General features: G+C 41.9%; 13 protein-coding genes. 9 read left to right on the top strand and 4 right to left on the bottom strand.

Annotation, left to right across the window (positions count from 1 at the left end; translation table 11 throughout):
- The first annotated feature begins 25 nt into the window (after positions 1 to 25).
- The 6 genes from ACNURT_RS12515 to ACNURT_RS12490 all read left to right on the top strand — a co-directional run bounded on the left by ACNURT_RS12515 (position 26) and on the right by ACNURT_RS12490 (position 9,094).
- Positions 26 to 979 carry a FecR family protein gene (locus tag ACNURT_RS12515; protein ID WP_419702030.1) on the top strand — a complete coding sequence of 318 codons (954 nt, stop codon included), beginning with the start codon at positions 26 to 28 and terminating at the stop codon, positions 977 to 979.
- A 205-nt stretch (positions 980 to 1,184) separates the two neighbouring features.
- On the top strand, positions 1,185 to 4,637 hold the full coding sequence (locus tag ACNURT_RS12510; protein WP_419702029.1) for a TonB-dependent receptor: 3,453 nt from the start codon (positions 1,185 to 1,187) through the stop codon (positions 4,635 to 4,637).
- Between the two features lie 2 nt (positions 4,638 to 4,639).
- The gene (locus tag ACNURT_RS12505; RefSeq protein WP_419702028.1) at positions 4,640 to 6,010 is read left to right on the top strand and encodes a RagB/SusD family nutrient uptake outer membrane protein; all 1,371 of its coding nucleotides are present in this window, start codon (positions 4,640 to 4,642) and stop codon (positions 6,008 to 6,010) included.
- 51 nt (positions 6,011 to 6,061) lie between these two features.
- Positions 6,062 to 6,997 (top strand): glycerophosphodiester phosphodiesterase family protein, encoded by a 936-nt coding sequence (locus tag ACNURT_RS12500; protein WP_419702027.1) that lies wholly within the window; start codon positions 6,062 to 6,064, stop codon positions 6,995 to 6,997.
- 323 nt (positions 6,998 to 7,320) lie between these two features.
- Positions 7,321 to 8,400, top strand: coding sequence for a glycerophosphodiester phosphodiesterase family protein (locus ACNURT_RS12495; RefSeq protein WP_419702026.1), 1,080 nt, complete (start codon positions 7,321 to 7,323; stop codon positions 8,398 to 8,400).
- 76 nt (positions 8,401 to 8,476) lie between these two features.
- Entirely contained in the window at positions 8,477 to 9,094 is a 618-nt protein-coding gene (locus ACNURT_RS12490) for a hypothetical protein (protein WP_419702025.1), read from the top strand.
- Between the two features lie 300 nt (positions 9,095 to 9,394).
- Here the strand turns inward: ACNURT_RS12490 and ACNURT_RS12485 are convergent, their stop codons facing one another.
- The 3 genes from ACNURT_RS12485 to uxuA form a co-directional block, all read right to left on the bottom strand.
- Positions 9,395 to 10,462: a glycoside hydrolase family 43 protein gene (locus ACNURT_RS12485; protein ID WP_419702024.1), complete on the bottom strand. Its 1,068-nt coding sequence runs from the start codon at positions 10,460 to 10,462 to the stop codon at positions 9,395 to 9,397.
- Positions 10,463 to 10,489: 27 nt separating this feature from the next.
- Positions 10,490 to 12,670 (bottom strand): alpha-glucuronidase family glycosyl hydrolase, encoded by a 2,181-nt coding sequence (locus ACNURT_RS12480; protein ID WP_419702023.1) that lies wholly within the window; start codon positions 12,668 to 12,670, stop codon positions 10,490 to 10,492.
- 132 nt (positions 12,671 to 12,802) lie between these two features.
- Positions 12,803 to 14,029 (bottom strand): mannonate dehydratase, encoded by a 1,227-nt coding sequence (gene uxuA / locus ACNURT_RS12475; protein ID WP_419702022.1) that lies wholly within the window; start codon positions 14,027 to 14,029, stop codon positions 12,803 to 12,805.
- A 112-nt stretch (positions 14,030 to 14,141) separates the two neighbouring features.
- On the opposite strand from uxuA, the gene ACNURT_RS12470 reads away from it, so the two are divergent.
- From ACNURT_RS12470 to ACNURT_RS12460, 3 genes are read left to right on the top strand one after another with little or no spacing between them, the layout of a single operon-like run.
- Positions 14,142 to 15,170: a LacI family DNA-binding transcriptional regulator gene (locus tag ACNURT_RS12470; RefSeq protein WP_419702021.1), complete on the top strand. Its 1,029-nt coding sequence runs from the start codon at positions 14,142 to 14,144 to the stop codon at positions 15,168 to 15,170.
- 26 nt (positions 15,171 to 15,196) lie between these two features.
- On the top strand, positions 15,197 to 15,943 hold the full coding sequence (locus ACNURT_RS12465; protein ID WP_419702020.1) for an SDR family NAD(P)-dependent oxidoreductase: 747 nt from the start codon (positions 15,197 to 15,199) through the stop codon (positions 15,941 to 15,943).
- Positions 15,944 to 16,000: 57 nt separating this feature from the next.
- Positions 16,001 to 17,902: a sialate O-acetylesterase gene (locus ACNURT_RS12460; RefSeq protein ID WP_419702019.1), complete on the top strand. Its 1,902-nt coding sequence runs from the start codon at positions 16,001 to 16,003 to the stop codon at positions 17,900 to 17,902.
- A gap of 91 nt (positions 17,903 to 17,993) precedes the next feature.
- Here ACNURT_RS12460 and galB read toward each other — a convergent pair whose 3' ends face one another.
- Positions 17,994 to 20,687 (bottom strand): beta-galactosidase GalB, encoded by a 2,694-nt coding sequence (galB, locus tag ACNURT_RS12455; RefSeq protein ID WP_419702018.1) that lies wholly within the window; start codon positions 20,685 to 20,687, stop codon positions 17,994 to 17,996.
- Positions 20,688 to 20,864 lie beyond the last annotated feature (177 nt).

Raw genomic sequence — 20,864 nt, 5'->3', positions numbered from 1 at the left:
ATGTATTTATAAAGCCAAGCGTACGATGGATAAAGAACAAGCTCTTGAACTCATTACAAAATATAAAAAAGGTTTGTGTTCCGAGGAAGAAATGGAAATATTGAACCAATGGATCGATGAGCAGGGCCATGGTCAACCCAATTATCAATTCCAAAGCGATGAGCAGGAAAACAGACTAAAAGAAGATATCCGTTTCCAGATAAAAAGCAGCTTATTTGCTAAAAAGAAAAAAAGCGACCATATCCATTTACAAAGCATCCTGAAAATCGCCGCAATGCTATTACTAGTGAGTGCTATTGGTATTTGGGGCTGGAATAAATATAGCGGTAAACAACCCGAGCAATATACCAGCATTTACAACCCTGCCGGCCAGCTCAAAACGATAACCCTTCCAGATGGCTCAAGGGTATTTTTAAACGCCGCTACCCGGATAAGCTTTCCCAGTAAATTCAACACGACAACCAGGGAGGTTACTTTGATAGGCGAAGCCTATTTCGAGGTAGTGCACAATCCCGAAAAGCCATTTTTAATATATACAGGTAAAGTAAAGACCCAGGTTTTGGGAACGAGTTTCAATGTAAAAGCTTATGCCAATGAACCTAAAATCATGGTAGCCGTAACCAGCGGTAAAGTAGGTGTTGTAGCCGGGAAATCATCTGCGTTGCTTATTCCCAACCAAACGGCTGATTATTATATTAAAGATGGTAAACTATTAAAAAGCACTATAACAAATGCATCGACTTTGAAAGCCTGGACAAACGGCACCTTAATTTTCAGAGACCAGACACTGAACGAAATTACCCGGACATTGATCCGCAGGTACAACACAAATATCATTATTCAGAATAACCGTATAGCTGAGTCGATATTGAACGCGCATTTTGATAAAAATGAATCGCTCGAAAATGTGATCAGCGTTTTATGCACCTATGTTGATGCCAGGTATAAGCGCGAAGGTACAACGTACCTGATAAGATAACCAACAATTAACCTGAACTATTGACCTTAAAAATTATTGATGATAAAATAAAGAACCAAAAATAAAAATACCGAAGATGCTACTAACACCTCCGGTATTGATCCTTCTCCCATACAGATGTCGCTAAACACTATCATTAAGATCCAAGGGACCTTAACAGGGAGCTCTATTGCTTTAAGCGTTTACTTAAAACCAAATCAAAATTATGAATAATCTTTTGTGCCTTTCTATAAATGCACCAAAAAAAACATGGAAGATCATGAAATACAGTACGCTGATAACAGTCGTCATCGTTATACTGAATACCTTAAGCTATGCTGAACCAGTAAAGGCGCAATCAATAGCAGATCAGATCATCTCGTTAAAACTTAAACATGTTACTTTAGAAAACGCCCTTTCACAAATTGAAAATAAAAGCCGGTGTAAATTTGTTTACGGTGAAGACGTGTTGCCTTTAACTGAACTTGTATCGCTGGAGGTAAAAAATCAGTCGCTAAATAACACCCTGGTGCGTTTACTTAAAGGCTATCCGGTTAATATTGAGTATTCCGGCAATTATGTGCTGATCAAACCTAAAAAAGCAGCATCAGCAAAAAGGTCTGGTATTATTACAGGTACCGTTATTGACGCAACTACCGGCGAAAGCCTTGTTGGTGTAACGGTAACGATTAAAGGAGGCAACCAATCGACCATAACCAACGCCAGGGGTGAGTACAGTGTCAATGTGGTCAGTGAGGATGCTGTGCTTGTATTTTCTTACATTGGTTACACCATAAAAGAGATTCCTGTTGGTACACAATCGCGTATTGATGTTAAGCTGTTCGCCGGGGTTTCCGCGCTTAATCAGGTTGTGGTAGTAGGTTATGGCAGCCAGAAAAAGCAGGATATAAGCTCATCTATTGCTTCGATAAAACCTGATAAAGTAGATAAGGGAGCAACCAATGATCCTGTTAAATTTTTACAGGGAAGGGTTACAGGTGTTAACGTATTAACCCCATCGGGTATCCCTGGTGCAAAACCTATTGTGCTGGTACGCGGTACGGGCTCCATTAGTGGGGCAAGTTCACCGTTATATGTTATTGATGGCGTGCCTTTTGAAACTGCGCCTAACCTAAACCCGGATGACGTAGAATCCATAGATGTATTAAAGGATGCTGCAGCATCAGCCATATATGGTTCAAGGGCAAACAGCGGTGTGGTCATTATCACCACCAAATCGGGTAAAGAGGGTAAAACGCAAGTGAATGTAACGGCTCATACCGGAACAGGCAGGATTTATAATGATATCCCCATGGCCAACGCCGCGCAATACACTGCCGTGATGCAGGACGCGGTTAAAAACTATAATATTCAGAAAGGTACCAGCCTTACCTTATACGTTCCCCCGGTAATTCAGGAAACTAATTGGGTAAAACTAATTTCTCGCGAATCGGCTGTTAACAATTCCGCAGCCATTGATATCTCCGGAGGAAACAAAAACACCAATGTTTTTACCTCTTTTGGGTATTTTGGTCAGCAGGGTATTTTGAAGAACAGTAATTATAATCAGTACAATTATCGTTTAAATCTTAATCATACTATTAGCAAATACTTTACTTTGCATACCAATTTATCCGGCTCCTATACCGCTCAACGCTTATTGGAAGAAGGTAACGTAGGACTCAAAGTATTATACACCGCAAGAGAAGAGCAACCCTGGTATGGCCCCTATAATGCAGATGGCAGTTATGCTGTAAACGGGGTAAATGGCATCATTCGCCATAATCCGGTGATGCTGATTAACGAAGAGATCTGGAAAACAAATACTACAGAGGGAATAGGAAGGATAAGTTTGGATATTACCCCCATAAAAGGGTTAACCTATACACCGTCTGTAAGTGCGTTTGGCTCCTTATTTAATAATAATAAAAAGTTAACGGATAAAATGGTAGCCAGGAATGTTACAGCAGGCAATGGCGCCATTTTACAGGATAGAAACCTTGCCTACCGCTATGTGGTGGATAATATACTTAATTATAAGAACAGCATAGGTAAATTAAACTACAATGTACTGGCAGGCCATTCTTATGAAAAATACACCAATGATCAATTGGGTGTGTACAGCAGCAATTATGCTAACGCCGCATATCCCTCAGCTAACTTAAATTCAGTTAATGCCGGAACAAATATTTACCCGGATGCGGTTAGTTATGATTCATATGCGTTGGAAAGCTATTTTGGAAGGTTGACCCTGGACTATGATAACCGTTATATCCTGAACGCGAGTTTACGCACTGATGGCTCTTCCCGGTTCTCCTCCAGTAAAAGGTATGGCACATTTCCTTCAGTTTCTGTTGGTTGGCAGGTAATGAATGAATCTTTTATGAAAAACAGCCCACTTGCCAATACACTTTCGCAACTTAAATTAAGAACGAGCTATGGTGTTACCGGAAGCTTGGCGGGTATTGGTAATTATGCTAATCAATCGTTGGTTTCGGGTGGTAATTCCTATAATAACCAGGGTGGCCTGGTTATTACACAAAATGCCCAAAACCTTACCTGGGAAAAAGCCGGTCAGTTTGATGTAGGGATAGATGCCGAGTTGTGGAACGGACGTGTAGGATTTACAACAGACTATTTTTATCAGAAAACAACCAATCTGTTGTATAATAAACCCGTTTATGCTACAACCGGATTTACTTCTGTAGCAGCCAATATCGGGGCATTAAACAATAAAGGTTTAGAGTTAAGTTTAACTGCTAAAATACTCACAGGGGAGTTTAAATGGGATGCCTCCGCCAATATTACGTTTGTTAAAAACAAACTGCTCTCCTTGTATGATGGCAGTCAGCAGTATATTATCCCTGCTACGGGAAGCAGTTTATTAGGCGGCGGAACCGGTATTCATGCCCTGATCAATGGCGAACCTATCAGCGCGTTTTATTTATTAAAACAAACCGGGATCTACCAACAGGATAACGAGGTGCCGGCCAAATTATACGCAAAAGGTGTAAGGGCCGGTGATATTAAATATGATGATATTAATGGCGATGGTGATATTACCGCTGCCGATCGGCAATATGCTGGTAAAGCTACCCCTGATTATTATGGCGGTTTTACCAACAATGTTAGCTATAAAGGTTTTGATCTGAGTGTATTTGCACAATATTCAGTAGGCGCTAAAGTATATGCTTCCTATAAAGGAGGTAGCCCGGAAGGGATCGAATCTTTAGGAAATGCCTTTTCAACCGCGACTTTAAATGATGGCAGTAAAACCGAGCAGTTTTACAATGTTGACGCTTATGCTGCAACGCATTATTGGACCGGGCCCGGTACCAGCAACTTTATGCCCAGAGCAGTAAGAGGAGGTGTATTTACGGGTTATACCAATGGATACAACCAGGAGCCATCAACGCATTTTTTAGAAAACGGATCATACCTGCGTTTAAAAACAGTTACCCTGGGCTATAATATCCCTCCTGCTGTTTTAAAAAGATATCATATCAGCGCACTTAAGATCTTTGCTTCTGTCGATAATCTGTACACCTTTACCAGGTATGATGGTTACGATCCGGAACAATCATATGTTACCAATCCTGGTGATTCTAACTATGGAGTTGATTTTGGCTTACAATCGGCATTAAGAACTATCCTTTTCGGATTTAATTTAAAATTTTAATCATGTATAAATATAAGATGATGAAAAACTTAAAAAGATTAATGATACTATCCTGTTTAAGCATAACCCTATGGAGCTGCTCCAAACAACTGGATCTATCGCCACAAAATGCCATACCCGTGAGTTCACTTGGCGTAAACGATATACCACAATTAAGAACAGGCCTGTATGCTACCATGGAAGATGTACTGTTCAATTTTTGGTTTGATTTTGATAAAAGGGGCGAAAACCTGACGGGTGGCCCGGGCTATAATGTAGTCGACCCGGTAAGTATGAATGCTTCTGATGCAGATATAACCAGCTATTGGCGAGGTTGCTATAAAGGCATAAATACCGCCAATATTTTAATTCAGAATGTTAATAATTTAGGCGCTGGCGCTACCACAACACAACTATCCTATAAAGGCGAGGCTTTGTATTTCAGGGCGCTCATCTATTATGATCTGGTGATCAGGTACGGTGGTGTGCCTATCCTTTTAAAAAGCTCAACTGATGCCGTTCAGCGTTCAAGTGAAGCGCAGGTTTGGGCACAGATAAAAAGCGATCTGATAGCTGCTCGATCATTGGTTAGCGCTTTCAGCAATAACCTTTACGTGTCTGACCAGGCCGTAAAAGCATTAATGGCAAGGGTTTATCTGGCTACAGGTGACAACGCCAATGCCATAACCTATGCCGATTCTCTGATTAATTACAGCAGTGGTAAATTTGCTTTATCTACAGACTCCATGTCTTATTCTTCTATGTTTACTGCAGGCACAACCAGTAAAGAGATCATATTTGCCCTGGCCAATAACAGCACGGCCAGTACACATTCATTTTTGAGCCAGGTAAATGATACCAAAGCAACCTGGCCGTATTCGCCCGCCATGCTTACTTATAAAAATTTGTATAGCGATGCATCTGCGCCGTTGATCAAAACGGGAGATAAAAGAAAAGCAGCGGTCTTTTCCGTAGATCCTACCCGGATCATCAAATTCCCGAATGGTAAAACAGGGCAGCAATTAGCCGTATCTTCCACCCCTATCGCCACACCGATCATCATATCCAGGCTGGCCGAAATGTATCTGATCAAAGCAGAAGCACAGGGTGCATCGGCTGGCTCGGTTACACTTGCATCCTACCTTACCAACCGGTATAAGTTAGCGCCTACCGCAGCATCAATTGCTGCCTTAACGGCTTCACAATACCAGGACATGATCCTGAATGAATCACGTCGTGAGTTTTTTGGCGAGGGGCATTGGTGGTATGACATTAAAAGAACCGGTCGCACAGATTTGCTGACTACACTGAATGGGCGTACCTATTTGTTATACTATCCCATCCCTCAAACAGAGAAGGATCTGGCAGGGTATACACAAAACCCGGGTTACTAAATTGCTAACCAAGCAGGTGCCTGATAGGCATCTGCTAATTAAATTTTCAAAATGATCCCTATTAAAAACATTATAAACTTTTGTTTTTTTCTGATCCCTGTTACAGGCTTCTGTCAGTCAAAAAACAATAACACCATTAATAATATTCAGCAGCATTATCAATGGACGGTTGAGCAACTGAATAATAAAAATTCAAAATCAGTTTTAGTTACCGCACACCGGTGCGATTGGCGGAGCTCGCCCGAAAACTCTGTTCAGGCATTAAAAAACTGTATAGCAATGGGGGTTGATATTGCAGAGTTTGATATGGGTAAAACAAAAGATGGGCGGCTGATTATTATGCATGACAAAACCATTGACCGCAGTACTAACGGAAAAGGTAAACCGGAAGACTATACACTGGCAGAGATCAGGAAGTTCCGGTTAAAAAGCGGTACCGGGCATCCAACCGTACATCCCATCCCTACATTTAATGAAATGCTGGCTGCCTCAAAGGGGAAAATTATTATCGATATTGATAAAGGGTATGAATATTATGATGAGATCATCCAAAAACTGGACTCGGCTAAGATGTTTGATCAGTCTATTTTTAATATCTATAGTTTGCCATTGGACAGCGTAAAGGCTCACCATCAAAACATCCCCGAAGAATTGACTTTGCAGGTAATCGTGAACCCCAAAGATCCGAATGCTGAAAACATCATTAGCTCCTACAAAAGCCACCGTAAAACCATTATACAGATTATTTTCAGTAATGATGCCGATGCCATTCTCGGTAAAGTTCACGCTTTAAAGAAAAGCTACTCGATCTGGTTCAACGCTTTATGGCCTGAGCAAAATGGCGGGCATGATGACGATACTGCCGTTGAAGAAAATAAACCAGATGAAACATGGGGATGGCTGATTAGCCATGGCGCAAATATTATACAGACAGACAGGCCCAGGGATCTGCTTAATTACTTAAGATCAGGAAAACTGCACCCTTAAAAATCAGCTAACTCATTCAAATACTTTTTACCGGGATATTCCATGAAACTTACTAATGGTAGGCTTTTCTGTGCCTGCTATTGCTTATAAAGTCGGTTTAATGATTGAGCACGCCGGCTACTGTGGTCTAAGCGATAAAGACATCCATTTCCTTTGAAACGAGACTAATCAACAAATTAAATTATAAAACCCCTATTAAAATGAAACCACCTTAAAAACATCGCCCACACACAAAATGTGCAATTCGCAGATGCCAATTGCGTCAAAGAAAAACATCGCTTAAAAAACTAAAAAAAAAAGAAAAAAGGACATTCATCATTATTATGAAAAACATTAAAAAATTAAGTCTATTACTATTGCTGGTCTGTGCTTCCAACCTGTTACAGGCACAGCTTTTAAACACAGATAAAGTAATCAATACATTAAAATCTGGATGGAAAAATGACCTCGTTACGGTATGTGCCCACCGGGGCTACTGGCGAGAAAATGGCGTACCTGAAAACTCTTTACGTGCCATTCAGCGGGCTTTTGACAATAAGATCGAAATGGTAGAAATTGATATAAAAATGAGCAGCGACGGTGAGCCGGTGCTGATGCATGATTGGAATTTGGGCCGCACTACAGAACTGGGAATGGGTAGAAATGACCTGGTGAGCAGTTGGCCAAACGGTGCATTACAAACCCTCCGTTTAAAAGACAAAAACGGAAATTTAACTAACGAGCATTTACCTACGTTCAGACAGGTACTTTCCTATATCCGTGACCATCAAATCGCGATAATACTGGCATTAGATATTAAGGATAAAAATGCTGCATGGGCCTGCTGGAACATCATGAACGAAGGCGGGGGCTGGAAGAATCATTGGGGAAATCCTGCCGCGAAATGGACTATCTTTAAGATTAACGCCACTGTTTATAATGGACCGGGTGATCTGGAAAAAAGCTTGGGATTAAGCGGAAGCAGATATAATGACTTTAGATTTGTACCTGTTTATACCACTAATATGATTGATAAGATTGACTGTTTGGGGCAGTATAAGTCGTTCAGAGGCAAACCCTATTTTATAGCAGCCGAAATTGATATCAAACAACGTAATGGCATTCATCAGGATGTGATGAACCAGGCATGGGGAGATCATAAAACTATCGCCTGTTTTAATGCTATACCAGATGCAGGGGGTAATAATTTTTACTACGCTAATGGAACTTGTTGTTATACACTGGCAAGTCTTTACTTTAGATCTGCTAAAGACCCAAGCAAAGTCGACACCCAGGATAACCGGGGCAGTTGGCAGTTTTTAGTTGACATCGGCGTACGCTGGATTACTACTGATGAGCCAGTAAACCTGATCAATGATTATCTTAACAAACAAGGCTTCAGAAATACAAGTTACTTTTATTGATCTCGGCAGATCAGTTTAAATAAAGCATTAATCAACTGTCATAATTCCTCAAATTATTATTCTAAAATATCTTAAAATGAAGACAAATAAATTCCTGCCCGTCCTGTGCGTGTTTATCGCATTGATTTCTTTCATGGGCTGTAAAAAACAGATTACGGAAAGTCCGGCTACTGCCAATGCAAAAACATCCGCTTTAACGCTCAATGCCGTAACCAAAGCTACCTTTACCACTCCAGATTCTGTTGCAGGTATAGTTGGTAGCAACGGGGGAAAGGTAAATTACGATCTGGCCAGCAACAAAGCGGCCGGTGATTCGGTGCTCCTTAGCTTTGATGGTACTTTGTGTAAGGAAATCCACGCTGGCAATGGTTATACTTTAGGTTATGTAGATATAACCGGTAGCTCATTAAGTACCATTACTTTAAAGGATATACTCGCAACTTCATTACAGCTTGTTGATACAACAGCAAAAGGTAAGGAAAACAGTACAAAGAATTGGTACACCTATACCGACAGCAAGCAATACGGACTTATTCCTGTAAAAGATCGCTATGTTGTACTGTTTAAAGGATCAAGCATTCATCAAGCAACTGTATTATATGTGCTGCAATTAAATACCGTTGATTATATACCCGGCAACACCAGCGGGTACTATTTTGGCAGCCTATCATTTAATTACAAACGATTGCTATAAACGTTGTCTTGATCAGGCGATGAGTTTATTTGTCAATAGCCGGATCAAATTATAACGATTTAAATTCAATGAGGTCTGCATTCTGTATGTGCAGACCTCATTTTAACCCCGGTGAGGAGTTTTACAAACCTTTAAATTTATGATCATCCAGGCTGGCGACATTTTTAAGTTCAATCTGAGGAATGATGATAGTGGGTTTAACCTGAGGAACGGGAGGCAAATGTTGCGCAGCATTGATGCTTTTCATTCAAAAAACATGCTGCTTTCTAATGATATAAATGCGCGTATACACCATTTCAATTATTTAAATGTATCAATTAACTGTATACCGCCATCTTTGTTATGATGGAGTTTGGTCATTTTAATATTGCGCAAATGCGTTTTTCCAGACAGTTCTGTATCGTGATAAAAAATGTACCATTTGCCTTTAAATGCAACGATTGAATGGTGCGTTGTCCATCCTTGTACTGGTTTCATGAATACACCTTTGTAAGTAAACGGTCCTAACGGGTTATTACCAATGGCATAGCACAGGAAATGAGTGTCGCCGGTTGAGTATGTAAAGTAGTATTTGCCCTGGTACTTATGCATCCAGGAGCCTTCAAAAAAGCGGCGGTCATGATCTTTCCCCAGTAACGGCTTTCCAGCCTTATCTACTATCACTATATCTTTTACTTTTCCGGCAAATTCCTTCATATTGGGTTTTAGCAGCACCACCTTACAACTCAGCGCTGGTGCATTGTCTTGCTGTAAATCCGTTTTCGATCCATTCATTTCATACTTACCCGTTGCCCACCGTTGTAGTTGCCCTCCCCAAATACCCCCAAAGTACATATAGGTTTTACCATCTGTGTCTGTAAACACGGCAGGGTCTATACTGAAACTCCCAGGTATGGGAGCAGGCTCTGCTTTAAAAGGCCCCGATGGATTTTTAGACGTAGCAACACCAATACGAAAAATATCATTCTTGTCCTTCACCGGAAAGTACAAATAGTAAACGCCATTTTTATAAGCTGCATCAGGTGCCCATAGTTGCCTGCCTGCCCATGGTATATCTTTAATATCAAGCGCTACTCCATGATCCGTAACCTTTCCTCCTACTTTGTCCATCGAAAGGATATGATAATCGCGCATAGCGAAATGGTCGCCGTTATCATTCTCAGGAATACCCGCGTCTATATCATGCGACGGATAGATGTAAATTTTGCCATTAAATACATGCGCCGATGGGTCGGCGGTATATATATTTTTAATAAGTGGCTTTGTTAAAAACTCCCTTTTCGATTGCGCGAGTGATGTTGGAAGATAGACTGTGAGCATGAACAGGAACGGCAACATCAGCTTCTTTTTGCTGTTGATAATAAACATATTAAAACTATTTTAATGTAATTTAATTTATTGATTACCGCCTATCCCGGGCGGCATAAAAAACTTTTGGTCTCGATAATAGGACAGCGAATGAGCCGGTTTTTCATATCCGGCAGGAATCGACAACAGGGAGAAGGTTTGAAAATACAGCACGCATGCATCGCGCCAGCGCAGCGCCTCCTGATATTGTATGGTCATCAGTTGCTTCACGGCTATAAAACGCTCTGCATCTACCTTTGAAGCCATCTTATTCCATATTTGCTGCATACTTTTAACCGAGTCCGCACCTGAATAATATCTATATATTAATTCATTCCAAACATTGCGGCCGGATTTTGTAGGATAAGTCCATTTTACATGATGAAACCATAACAAATATTCGTCTGGACAAGTGTTCAAATTTTCAAACTTATCACGCACGGGTGCCATGTATTGATCAACAGCGTTACTCCCCGTACTTGTCCGGTCAAAACCTATTCCATTGGAATCTGCTTTATGGTAATAAACAGCTGTCCAGTCGGCACGCCCGGCGTTATCTACCCAGGGACCAGGTCCATAATGCGTATTGACCCCCATAATATGGTGCAGGCCCAAGGGCGTCATATAGTTTACGGTAGTTTCTCTCGATTGTAGCATAACCCGCTTCATAGGCTTAACAAAGTCGGGATCATTGTTGAAGGTCAAACGCAGCCATTCATCCGCAATTTCATCTGAGCTTGTACCCGGGTTCCACGCTAATCTGCCAAATGCAAACCAGTTGGCTTGAGCAAACGGATGACCACACCAGTTGATATCAGAACCAATATTTGCAACACCGGCCATGCCAGTTATCAATTTGCGATTGTATTTGCCTTCCAGGACATTTGCTACTGAAGTCCCCTTACCGTGGGCATAGGTATCGGCATCAAGGCACTCCTTAAACAAAGGCGCTTCGAAAACCAAATGAGTGGAGAATCCCAGATATTCCTGGGTAATCTGAAATTCCATCATCAGCGAAGTATTGGGCATTGCACCAAATAATGGGTGAAACGGTTCACGTGGCTGAAAATCTATCGGACCATTCTTAACCTGAACAATTACATTCGGCCGGAACTTACCATCTAAAGGCTTAAATTCGTTATAAGCCTGTTTGGCCCGATCATCAGGAACATTGTTGTCATATACAAACGCACGCCACATCACAATCCCTTTATGAGGCGCTAAGGCATCTGCCAGCATATTGGCGCCATCTGCATGGGTACGCCCGTAAGCTTGTGGCCCCGGTTGCCCCTCAGAGTTGGCTTTAACCAAAAAGCCGCCAAAGTCGGGTATGTACCGGTAAATCTCATTTGCCTTATCGTTCCACCATTGCCGTACTTGCGAGTCTAGTGGATCGGCTGTTTTTAGCTTACCAATTTCTATCGGACTGCTAAATTTAACAGACAGGTAAACCTTAATGCCATAAGGCCGAAAGGCGTCTGCCAATGCTTTTACCTTTATCAAATAATCAGGTGTGAGGATCAGTGCATTGGCATTTACATTATTTAATACAGAACCATTAATACCAATGGAGGCGTTGGCGCGTGCATAATCAATATATCGCTGATCAATATACTCCGGTAATTTATGCCAATTCCATATAGACGCACCTGCATATCCACGTTCAACTGTCCGGTTTAGGTTATCCCAGTGATCAAGTATGCGGTACATCGTTCGCGGATAATCAACAATGTTTACTTTATCAAGATCCTTTTGCGTTTCAAGCAGCTGTAAAAAACCAAAAACACCATATAATATTCCAATATCAGTATTTGCGGTCACTACTATCCTTTTTCTGCCGGTTATAACTACACTTTTAATCACGTATCCCTCATTGCCTATGCGCTCAAAAACACTATCGGGTGCAATAACATGACTTATAGTGCGTAATTCGTCGCGTGTGCCTATAATCAGCTCGCCATCGGTTATGCTGCTTACTTTAATGGGCCTGAGATTAAGTGTGCCAACCAATCCGGTAGAAAGTTCATTGAAGGCAACCTGCTGTTGTTCGGATTTAGCCGAAAAAAAGACTTTCCCCAATTGTGAAGTATAGGCTTTCACCTTGCCAGCATCCGTAATCTGATGATATTCCAGCCATAGTTTGTAGCCGTTATCAGCCCTAACGCTGTTACTTGCTGCAATTGCCAAAACAGTCAACAAGATTTTTCTGAATAATATCACTAATTTCATAAAAGTAGGTTAAAGATTACAACCGGATGCGGTGTTCGGACAAGTTTATCTACAAACACACAATGCAATCGATTGCCAATATATAAATGTTTATTGATATTTTCAAGAGCTGCTTAATTTATAACAATAACATTAGGCCGTTACAGAATCATTAGGGAAGAGCCCACTCCTCTCTATCCCTTGCTTAATTCCCATTTCCAAACCACGCAATTCCGCCAGTCCTTTCAAGCGACCGATAACCGAGTAGCCGGGATAGGTATCATAGCGGTAATCATCAAGTATTTTATGTCCGTGATCGGGGCGCATGGGTATAACAACGTCATCTCTTCCGGCTAATTTTCTCCGTATTTGCTCCTTTACGACACTTTTCATCACCGCGCCCATATCAATATTACCAGCCAGATGTTCATCTTCATAAAAGCTACCATCGGGCTCAATCCTTACATTGCGTAAGTGTAAAAAGTGAATATGATTGCCCAATCGATCTATAATGCCAGGAACATCATTCTGTGGATTAGCACCCAGTGAGCCTGTGCAAAGAGTTAAACCATTGGACGGTGACGGACAGGCATTCACAACATCTTGCAGGTCCTGCTCGCTACAAACAACGCGCGGCAGACCCAGCACCGGGAATGGCGGATCATCAGGATGGATGCACATTTTGATACCCAAACGCTCCGCTTCAGGCATAATTGCACGCAGAAAGTAAGCAAGATGATCCTTGAGCGCTAATGCATTAACCGCTGAATATTTCTGTAGATGCCCTTTAAACTCTTCAACAGTAAATACTTCATCTGTACCTGGCAAACCTGCCAGTATGGTATTTTTCAGCACTTCTCTTTCCTGCTCGCTAAGATTATCAAAATAAACTTTGGCAGCTTTTTGTTGTTCAGAAGTAAAATCATCACAAGCACCATCCCGCTGTAAAATAAACAAATCGAATGCGGCAAGTGCAGGTGCATGAAAACGCAAAGCCGAAGCGCCATTGTTTAAACGATAATCCAGATGCGTACGTGTCCAGTCAAGCACAGGCATAAAGTTATAGCAAACAATGTTAATACCACATTTCTTCAGGTTGTTAAGTGTTTCAATGTATTTATTGATGTATTCATCCCGCCCCAACGAACCGATCTTAATACTTTCATGAATATTTACACTCTCCACAACCGACCATCTGAAGCCGACCGCCTCAATTAATATTTTCCTTTGTTGTATCTCCTCAATACTCCAAACATCCCCACAAGGTATGTGATGCAATGCGGTTACTATTCCGGTGGCACCCGTTTGTTTAATGGCTTCTAAAGTAACCTGATCATTTGGTCCAAACCAGCGAAAGGTCTGCTCTAAATTGGGTATCATAACGGTATTTTTTCTTAAATTCAAATATAAAAAAATAAGGCAATCGATTGCCTTATTTTTCCGCAATTCTAATTCATTTTTTTATCTTTACCTGTTAACTAAAAAAACTTAGATGGCAGACAACCGGAAAGACATAACAATTTATGATATCGCGAAAAAGCTTCACATTTCTGCAGCTACCGTGAGCCGGGCGCTTCAAGATCATCCCCGCGTTAACAAAAACACCAAAAAGCTGATTAGAAAGACCGCCGAAGAAATGGGATATCATTTTAACAGCTTTGCCAGTAATTTACGAAAAAAGAAAAGTAAAGTTATCGGAGTAATCGTTCCCCGCCTTAACAGCAACTTTATGTCGGATGTGATTGCCGGCATTGAAAAAGTTGTAAATAATGCCAATTACGGCCTTTTCATCAGCCAGTCGCTGGAAACCATGCAAAGGGAAATTACCAACGCTGAAGCCATGTTAAATAACCGGGTGGAGGGTTTGCTGGTGTCTCTTGCTTATAATACTACTGATGTTGATCACTTCAAAGAATTTATCAGACGAAAAACTCCTGTCATATTCTTTGACCGGGTAACAGAGCTCGAAAATTGCCCGCTTATTCATATTGACAATTTTAAAGCGGCTTATGAAATCACATTGCATTTGATTGACCAGGGCTGTAAACGCATTGTTCATATTACGGGTAACCTGTTAAGAAACGTTTATGCAGATCGGTTTGCCGGATACAAAAAAGCCCTGGAAGACAGAGGGATACCTTTTGATGATAGTTTTGTTATTGTTAACGATTTAAGTGCAGCCGCGGGTACTGCCGCCGCCGAACAAATTTTACAAATGACTCCTTTACCTGATGGTGTATTTTCTTCAAACGATATTTGCGCTATTGCCTGTATGTTAGCGGTTAAGCAAGCGGGAATTAAAATCCCCCAACAACTTGCTTTTGCTGGATTTAACAACGATCCCACATGTTGTGTGGTTGAACCAAATCTTACTACGGTAAACTACAAAGGCTATGAAATGGGAGAAGTAGCCGCTAAAATGATGATCAATTATCTGATTGACAAAGATGATGCTCAGCCTGCCCATAGCGTTATCTTACGCTATGAGCTTTTGATAAGGGAATCATCACTGAGAAAATAACCTGTTTTATACCTAAATAATAATAAATGATTTCTGAAACTAAAGTTGCTATTGTTACCGGAGGCGCCTCAGGCCTGGGTTTGGCAACAACTAAGAAGTTTGTTGAAAGCGGCATTAAAACTATAATAATTGGTCGCAATGAACAAAAACTGGCTGAAGCAGTAGCAAAATTTGGCCCCCTTTGTATTTACAAATCATATGATTTAAATAATCTGGAGGGTATTCCTGCGCTTATTAATGAAATTATAAAGGAATACGGCATACCTGATATTTTGGTAAACAATGCCGGTATCAATCAAAAAAAAGCTTTTCTTGATGTTACTGATGAAGATTTTCAGCGCGTTCTGCAAACTAACTTAACATCGGTATTTGTCATCAGCCGGGAGGTGATCAAATACATGATTGAAAAAGAATCCGGGAGTATAATTAATATCAGTTCAATGGCATCAAGATACGGCATACCTTACGTTATTGCCTATTCGGCAGCCAAATCGGCCATTGAAGGTATGACCAGGGCCATGTCAACAGAGCTTTCGCCAAAAGGCATCCGTGTCAATTGCGTTGCTCCGGGTTTCATCGCCACAGACATGTCAGCCCAGGCACTTAATAACGACCCGGAGCGGAAAAACAAAGTAATGTCGAGAACACCAATGGGAACACTGGGCGAACCAGCCGATATTGCCGAAGCTATTTACTACCTGGCTTCTGACGCTGCTAAGTATGTAACCGGCACTGTATTAGTTGTAGACGGCGGAAATTCTGTTGGTTTTTAATTGATTAATCCAAAAACCTATATGATGATAAAAATAAAGAGCCTATTCATATTGACAATGCTTCTGCTTACAGGATATACCTCGCATTCGGAAGTGCGATTGCCAAAATTGATCAGCAATGGTATGGTGCTGCAGCGAGATACCAAAATAAAAATATGGGGGTGGGCCTCGCCAGGAGAAAACATTACTGTTAAGTTTAATAACAAAACATTTAAAACGATTACTACATCGGACGGAAAATGGACCGTTACCCTGCCCGCTATGAAAGCCGGCGGACCATTCACCATGAAAATTGACGGAACAAATCAAATTTTATTAAGCGATATTCTTATCGGTGATGTATGGATTTGCTCAGGGCAGTCAAACATGGTTCATCAAATGGAATTACATAGCGTCCGGTACGCCAAAGAAATTGCCAACTCAAACAACCCGGCAATCCGGCATTTTTGGGTAACCAATACCACCAACATGCTGGCACCTCAACAGGATGTACCTGGCGGTTCATGGAAAAAGGCTGAGCCTGCTAATATCAGAGAATTTTCTGCAGTTGCTTATTTTTTTGCTGATGCGCTTTATCAAAAATATCACGTGCCTATCGGGTTAATTAATTCGAGTTGGGGCGGCACACCGATTGAGGCCTGGATGAGTGATGAAAGTCTTAAAACTTTTCCGGATTTGGAAAATATAGTAATGAGGAACAGAGACACAACCTTCCTTAACCAAATAAAAAAGATACCTGCAAATACTACCGAGTCGCATCCTCCACAGGATCAAGGCCTATCAGAAAAGTGGTTTGATCCGGCTTACACACCAAAAGGATGGCGTAGAATTGCCGTCCCTGGTTATTGGGAAGACCAGGGTATTCACAATCTGGATGGCATAGTTTGGTATCGCAGGGAGATTAACATTCCACAGTCGATGCTTACTGCGCAGGCAAAGGTTTTTATGGGGCGTATTGTTGACGCGGATGTCATGTATATAAACGGCAAGCAGGTTGGCACTACCTCTTATTTGTATCCGCAACGGCGTTATACCATTCCCGACGGGGTACTAAAACCGGGCAAAAACCTGTTTGTAGTGCGCGTTACCAATAACACTGGTAAAGGTGGCTTTGTGCCTGATAAACCCTATCAGCTTATTGCCGGAGCCGACACGATTGAGTTGACCGGATACTGGCAATATAAGGTTGGCCTCGTAAAAGTTCCCCAGCGCACTTCTACGGGCGGGGGAGGCTTTGCTGCGCAAAATCAGCCAACTGCATTATATAATTCGATGATTGCCCCTTTGCTTAATTATGGAATTAAGGGATTTCTGTGGTACCAGGGGGAAGCAAATACAGGCAAATCTGCCCAGTATGCCAAACTACAACCAGCAATGATTGCTGATTGGCGGCAAAAATTTCAAAAACCGGATGCGCCGTTTCTTTTTGTTCAGCTCCCCGGCTTCATGGATATGAATTATCTGCCTTCCGAAAGCCAGTGGGCGGCCTTTCGCGAGGCGCAGGCGGCTTCGCTATCCGTTCCAAACACAGCTATGGCTGTGGCGATTGATGCTGGTCAGTGGAACGACATTCATCCTGATGCAAAAAAGGAAGTAGGCCAAAGATTAGCCTTAGCAGCGGAAAAAACAGCTTATCATGATAATAAGGTAGTGGCATCCGGACCGGTTTTCCAATCGGCAGCGATTGATGACCATAAGATCACCGTTGTTTTTAATTCAGTTGGCTCTGGTTTGGCCACCAAAGATGGTGAGGAGCCACAAGAGTTTGCTATAGCGGGTGCCGATAAGGTATTTGTTTGGGCTAAAGCAAAAATTGAGGGCAATAAAATAGCACTGACAAATAATGAAGTGCCTCACCCGATGTATGTACGCTATGCCTGGGCAGATGATCCGGTTAATCCAAACCTGATTAATAAAGAAGGTTTACCCGCCGCTCCTTTCCGGACGGACAAACCTTAAATTAAAAAGAGCAGCCGGTTAACCTTCTCCAACCGGCTGCTCTTTTTGATAAAGTATTTTCCTTCACTGCAAAGATGTATCTCGTCTTAAATTAATCTCTGCTCGACAAAACAAGCTTAGCCGTTTTCATGTTTGGTGCTTTAGCGGTCAATATCAATTTACCTGCTTGTTTGCTTCTCGAGCGGATAATGACCAAGGCCATGCCGCCAAATGCTTTTCGCACTTTTGAAGAAAAAGCCACCAGATCTGTTGGATCTCCATTATCCGTGGCTGCAATTTCTGCCGGTCCGGATATGGAAAAGGTAATGCTATTGTTAGCTTGTGGTACCAGGTTTCCATCCTTATCCAAAACCTTTAGCGTAACAAAAGATAAATCAGATCCATCCGCCCTGATCTCATCCCGATCGGCGGTTAATTGCAGATTAGCTGAATTGCCCGCAGTTTTAACGGTTTCTGTTGCCCAAGGTTTTCCATGCTTGTAACTCACCACTTTGAGTTCACCAGGCTCATACTTTATCTCGTCCCATCTGAAACGATATTCATACTCACCGCGCTTTTTTCGCCCCATTGATTTTCCATTAAGAAACAGTTCGGCCTCATCTGCAGAAGAAAAGACATGGACCGGGGTAACTTGCCCTTCCCTACCAGGCCAGGTCCAATGCGGCAGAATATGAGCAAATCGCAAATCGGGCCTCCATCGCGCCTGATATAAATAAAATCTGTCCTTTTTAAAACCAGCGAGATCTATGATACCGGAGTATGAACTCCGGGCCCCGTAATAAGGGGTCGGCTCTCCTAAATAATCCCAACCCGACCAAACAAACTCGCCGCCTACAAAAGGATGCTTGTCCTGTGAGGCAAATACTTTGTCGGGCGAAGCACCAAATTGAGCGGTATACAGCTCATACGCACTCACATATTGATTCTTAGGATCGCCACCTGTGGTGTCACTCACCGGTGCACTAAACCCACTAAATACCGGAAATATATAGGTACCGCGTGTACTCAGTGCAGACGCGGTTTCACTACTAATGATAAGCTTTTCAGGAAACTTGTCATGAAAGGCCGGATACAACGGCGGCGCTTTAATTCCCTTCAAATGAGCATACGCCGGTGCATCTCGGATGCCTTCACCCTGGTAATTGAGCGAAATAATATCCATAACCTTCGGAAACGGCATTTCCGGCTTTGCATAATTCATTGAAGCCGTGGCAGGCCTTGTTGGGTCCTCATCTTTTACAATAGCTTTTAATTTATTGGCCACGCCTGCCCCTGTTTCTGCCGTGTATTGTTCCCCTACCTCATTGCCGAAGCTCCAGGCTATGACAGACGGATGATTTTTATCCCTCCTGATAAACGACCTGGTATCCGCCTCGTACCAGTCCGGGAAGATGAGATGAAAATCTAAGGGTGTTTTTCCCTGTTCCCAGCAGTCAAATATTTCATCAATTACCAAAAACCCCATCCGGTCTGTTATATCCAATAGTTCAGGAGCTGGCGGATTATGAGACAATCGGATCGCATTGCATCCCAGTTCCCGCAATAATTCCAGTTGTCTTTCTGCCGCTCTGTAATTAAATGCGGCACCGAGTGCCCCCAGATCATGATGTTGGTTAACACCTTGTATTTTAACAGGCTTTCCGTTAACCAATACACCTTTAACAGGGTCAAACCTGATATCCCTGATACCAAATTGGGTTTCATATGTATCAGTGGCCCGGCCATCCGTAAATAAACGGGTTACAGCTACATACAAATTGGGGGTTTGCTTTGGCAGAGGACCCCATAGAGCTGGGTGATGTAGCAATACTTGGCTTTTTACCAAATATTTAGCATGGCTGCCAAGATTAATTGCTGCCTCAGGAAAACTGCTGATCTTTTTTAACTTTCTACCTCTCTCGCTCAAACTGTATATGTCTGTCACTACATTCACCCGTTTGTTTGTCGCTCCCTTATTCTCGATATTTAAGTCCAGGGCCACAGTTGCGGAGGATCCAGAAACATTTGATGTATGTACAAAGGTTCCCCATTGCGCTATTTGCACCGCGTGGGTTTTAACCAGCCAGACATTTCTGTATAATCCACTGCCCGGATACCATCGGGATGAGTTGGGAGGATTATCCAGCCTGATGGCTATTTGATTGTTCTGACCAAACTTGATGTATGGGGTTAAATCAAGTCTGAAAGAATTGTAACCATAGGGCCATCCTCCTACCAGGTTTCCGTTTAACCATACCATAGCATAAGACATGGCGCCATCAATTTCCAGATAAATGGACTTACCCCGGTCTGTCCCCACAATATTGATCTTTTTTCTGTACCAGGCAACACCCTGGATAGGTAACCGCCCCATGCCACCGCCAACAATGGCATCTGCGTCTTTATAAAAAGGTCCTTTTGCAGCCCAATCGTGGGGCAGGTTTATATTTTCCCAGTTTTTGTCGTTAAAGCCCTTTTGTACAAAGGGAAAATCACTGCCGGGATTTCCCTGCGGTCGTACAAAACGCTTTGAAGAATCCTTAATAAAATCATTTGCTGTTGGCAGTATCCATTTTTTCAATACTTTTTCGGAAGTGCCTTCAAATACGGTTTGAGACGGTCTGCTGTCTGCTATGACGTCATCTTTGTGGTTGAAAACAGCGGGGCGTTCATCATAAATCAGATCGTCAGCTTTGCCATTGTAGCGCATAAACATCCAGCCCTTGTTGATATTGATTCTTTCTCTCGCTTTTGCCCGATTAATCACTTTTTGCTGAGCTATGGATTGAAAATGGATTAATATCAAAATGAATGACAAAAAATTCAAACCGATTTTACTTGGATGAAAAAGAAACCGCTTTAAAATATTTTGCTGGTTAAAAACTATGAGGACTGAAGATTTCATATCAGACAAAGTGGTTCGGGTGAGTAATTTTATTAAAAAATAATAAGGGGAGGTGAATTCACCTCCCCTTATTAGTAC

The organism is Mucilaginibacter sp. NFX135, assembly GCF_048565145.1.
In the GTDB taxonomy this organism is placed as follows: domain Bacteria; phylum Bacteroidota; class Bacteroidia; order Sphingobacteriales; family Sphingobacteriaceae; genus Mucilaginibacter.
The sequence above is the reverse complement of the archived record's forward strand: the minus strand, read 5'-3'. Positions and strand labels throughout refer to the sequence as shown.

Excerpts from the sequence above, each read along its gene's own strand:
- ACNURT_RS12515 (WP_419702030.1), top strand. The coding sequence starts at position 26 with ATGGATAAAGAACAAGCTCTTGAACTCATTACAAAATATAAAAAAGGT.
- ACNURT_RS12510 (WP_419702029.1), top strand. The coding sequence starts at position 1,185 with ATGAATAATCTTTTGTGCCTTTCTATAAATGCACCAAAAAAAACATGG.
- ACNURT_RS12505 (WP_419702028.1), top strand. The coding sequence starts at position 4,640 with ATGTATAAATATAAGATGATGAAAAACTTAAAAAGATTAATGATACTA.
- ACNURT_RS12500 (WP_419702027.1), top strand. The coding sequence starts at position 6,062 with ATGATCCCTATTAAAAACATTATAAACTTTTGTTTTTTTCTGATCCCT.
- ACNURT_RS12495 (WP_419702026.1), top strand. The coding sequence starts at position 7,321 with ATGAAAAACATTAAAAAATTAAGTCTATTACTATTGCTGGTCTGTGCT.
- ACNURT_RS12490 (WP_419702025.1), top strand. The coding sequence starts at position 8,477 with ATGAAGACAAATAAATTCCTGCCCGTCCTGTGCGTGTTTATCGCATTG.
- ACNURT_RS12485 (WP_419702024.1), bottom strand. The coding sequence starts at position 10,462 with ATGTTTATTATCAACAGCAAAAAGAAGCTGATGTTGCCGTTCCTGTTC.
- ACNURT_RS12480 (WP_419702023.1), bottom strand. The coding sequence starts at position 12,670 with ATGAAATTAGTGATATTATTCAGAAAAATCTTGTTGACTGTTTTGGCA.
- uxuA (WP_419702022.1), bottom strand. The coding sequence starts at position 14,029 with ATGATACCCAATTTAGAGCAGACCTTTCGCTGGTTTGGACCAAATGAT.
- ACNURT_RS12470 (WP_419702021.1), top strand. The coding sequence starts at position 14,142 with ATGGCAGACAACCGGAAAGACATAACAATTTATGATATCGCGAAAAAG.
- ACNURT_RS12465 (WP_419702020.1), top strand. The coding sequence starts at position 15,197 with ATGATTTCTGAAACTAAAGTTGCTATTGTTACCGGAGGCGCCTCAGGC.
- ACNURT_RS12460 (WP_419702019.1), top strand. The coding sequence starts at position 16,001 with ATGCTTCTGCTTACAGGATATACCTCGCATTCGGAAGTGCGATTGCCA.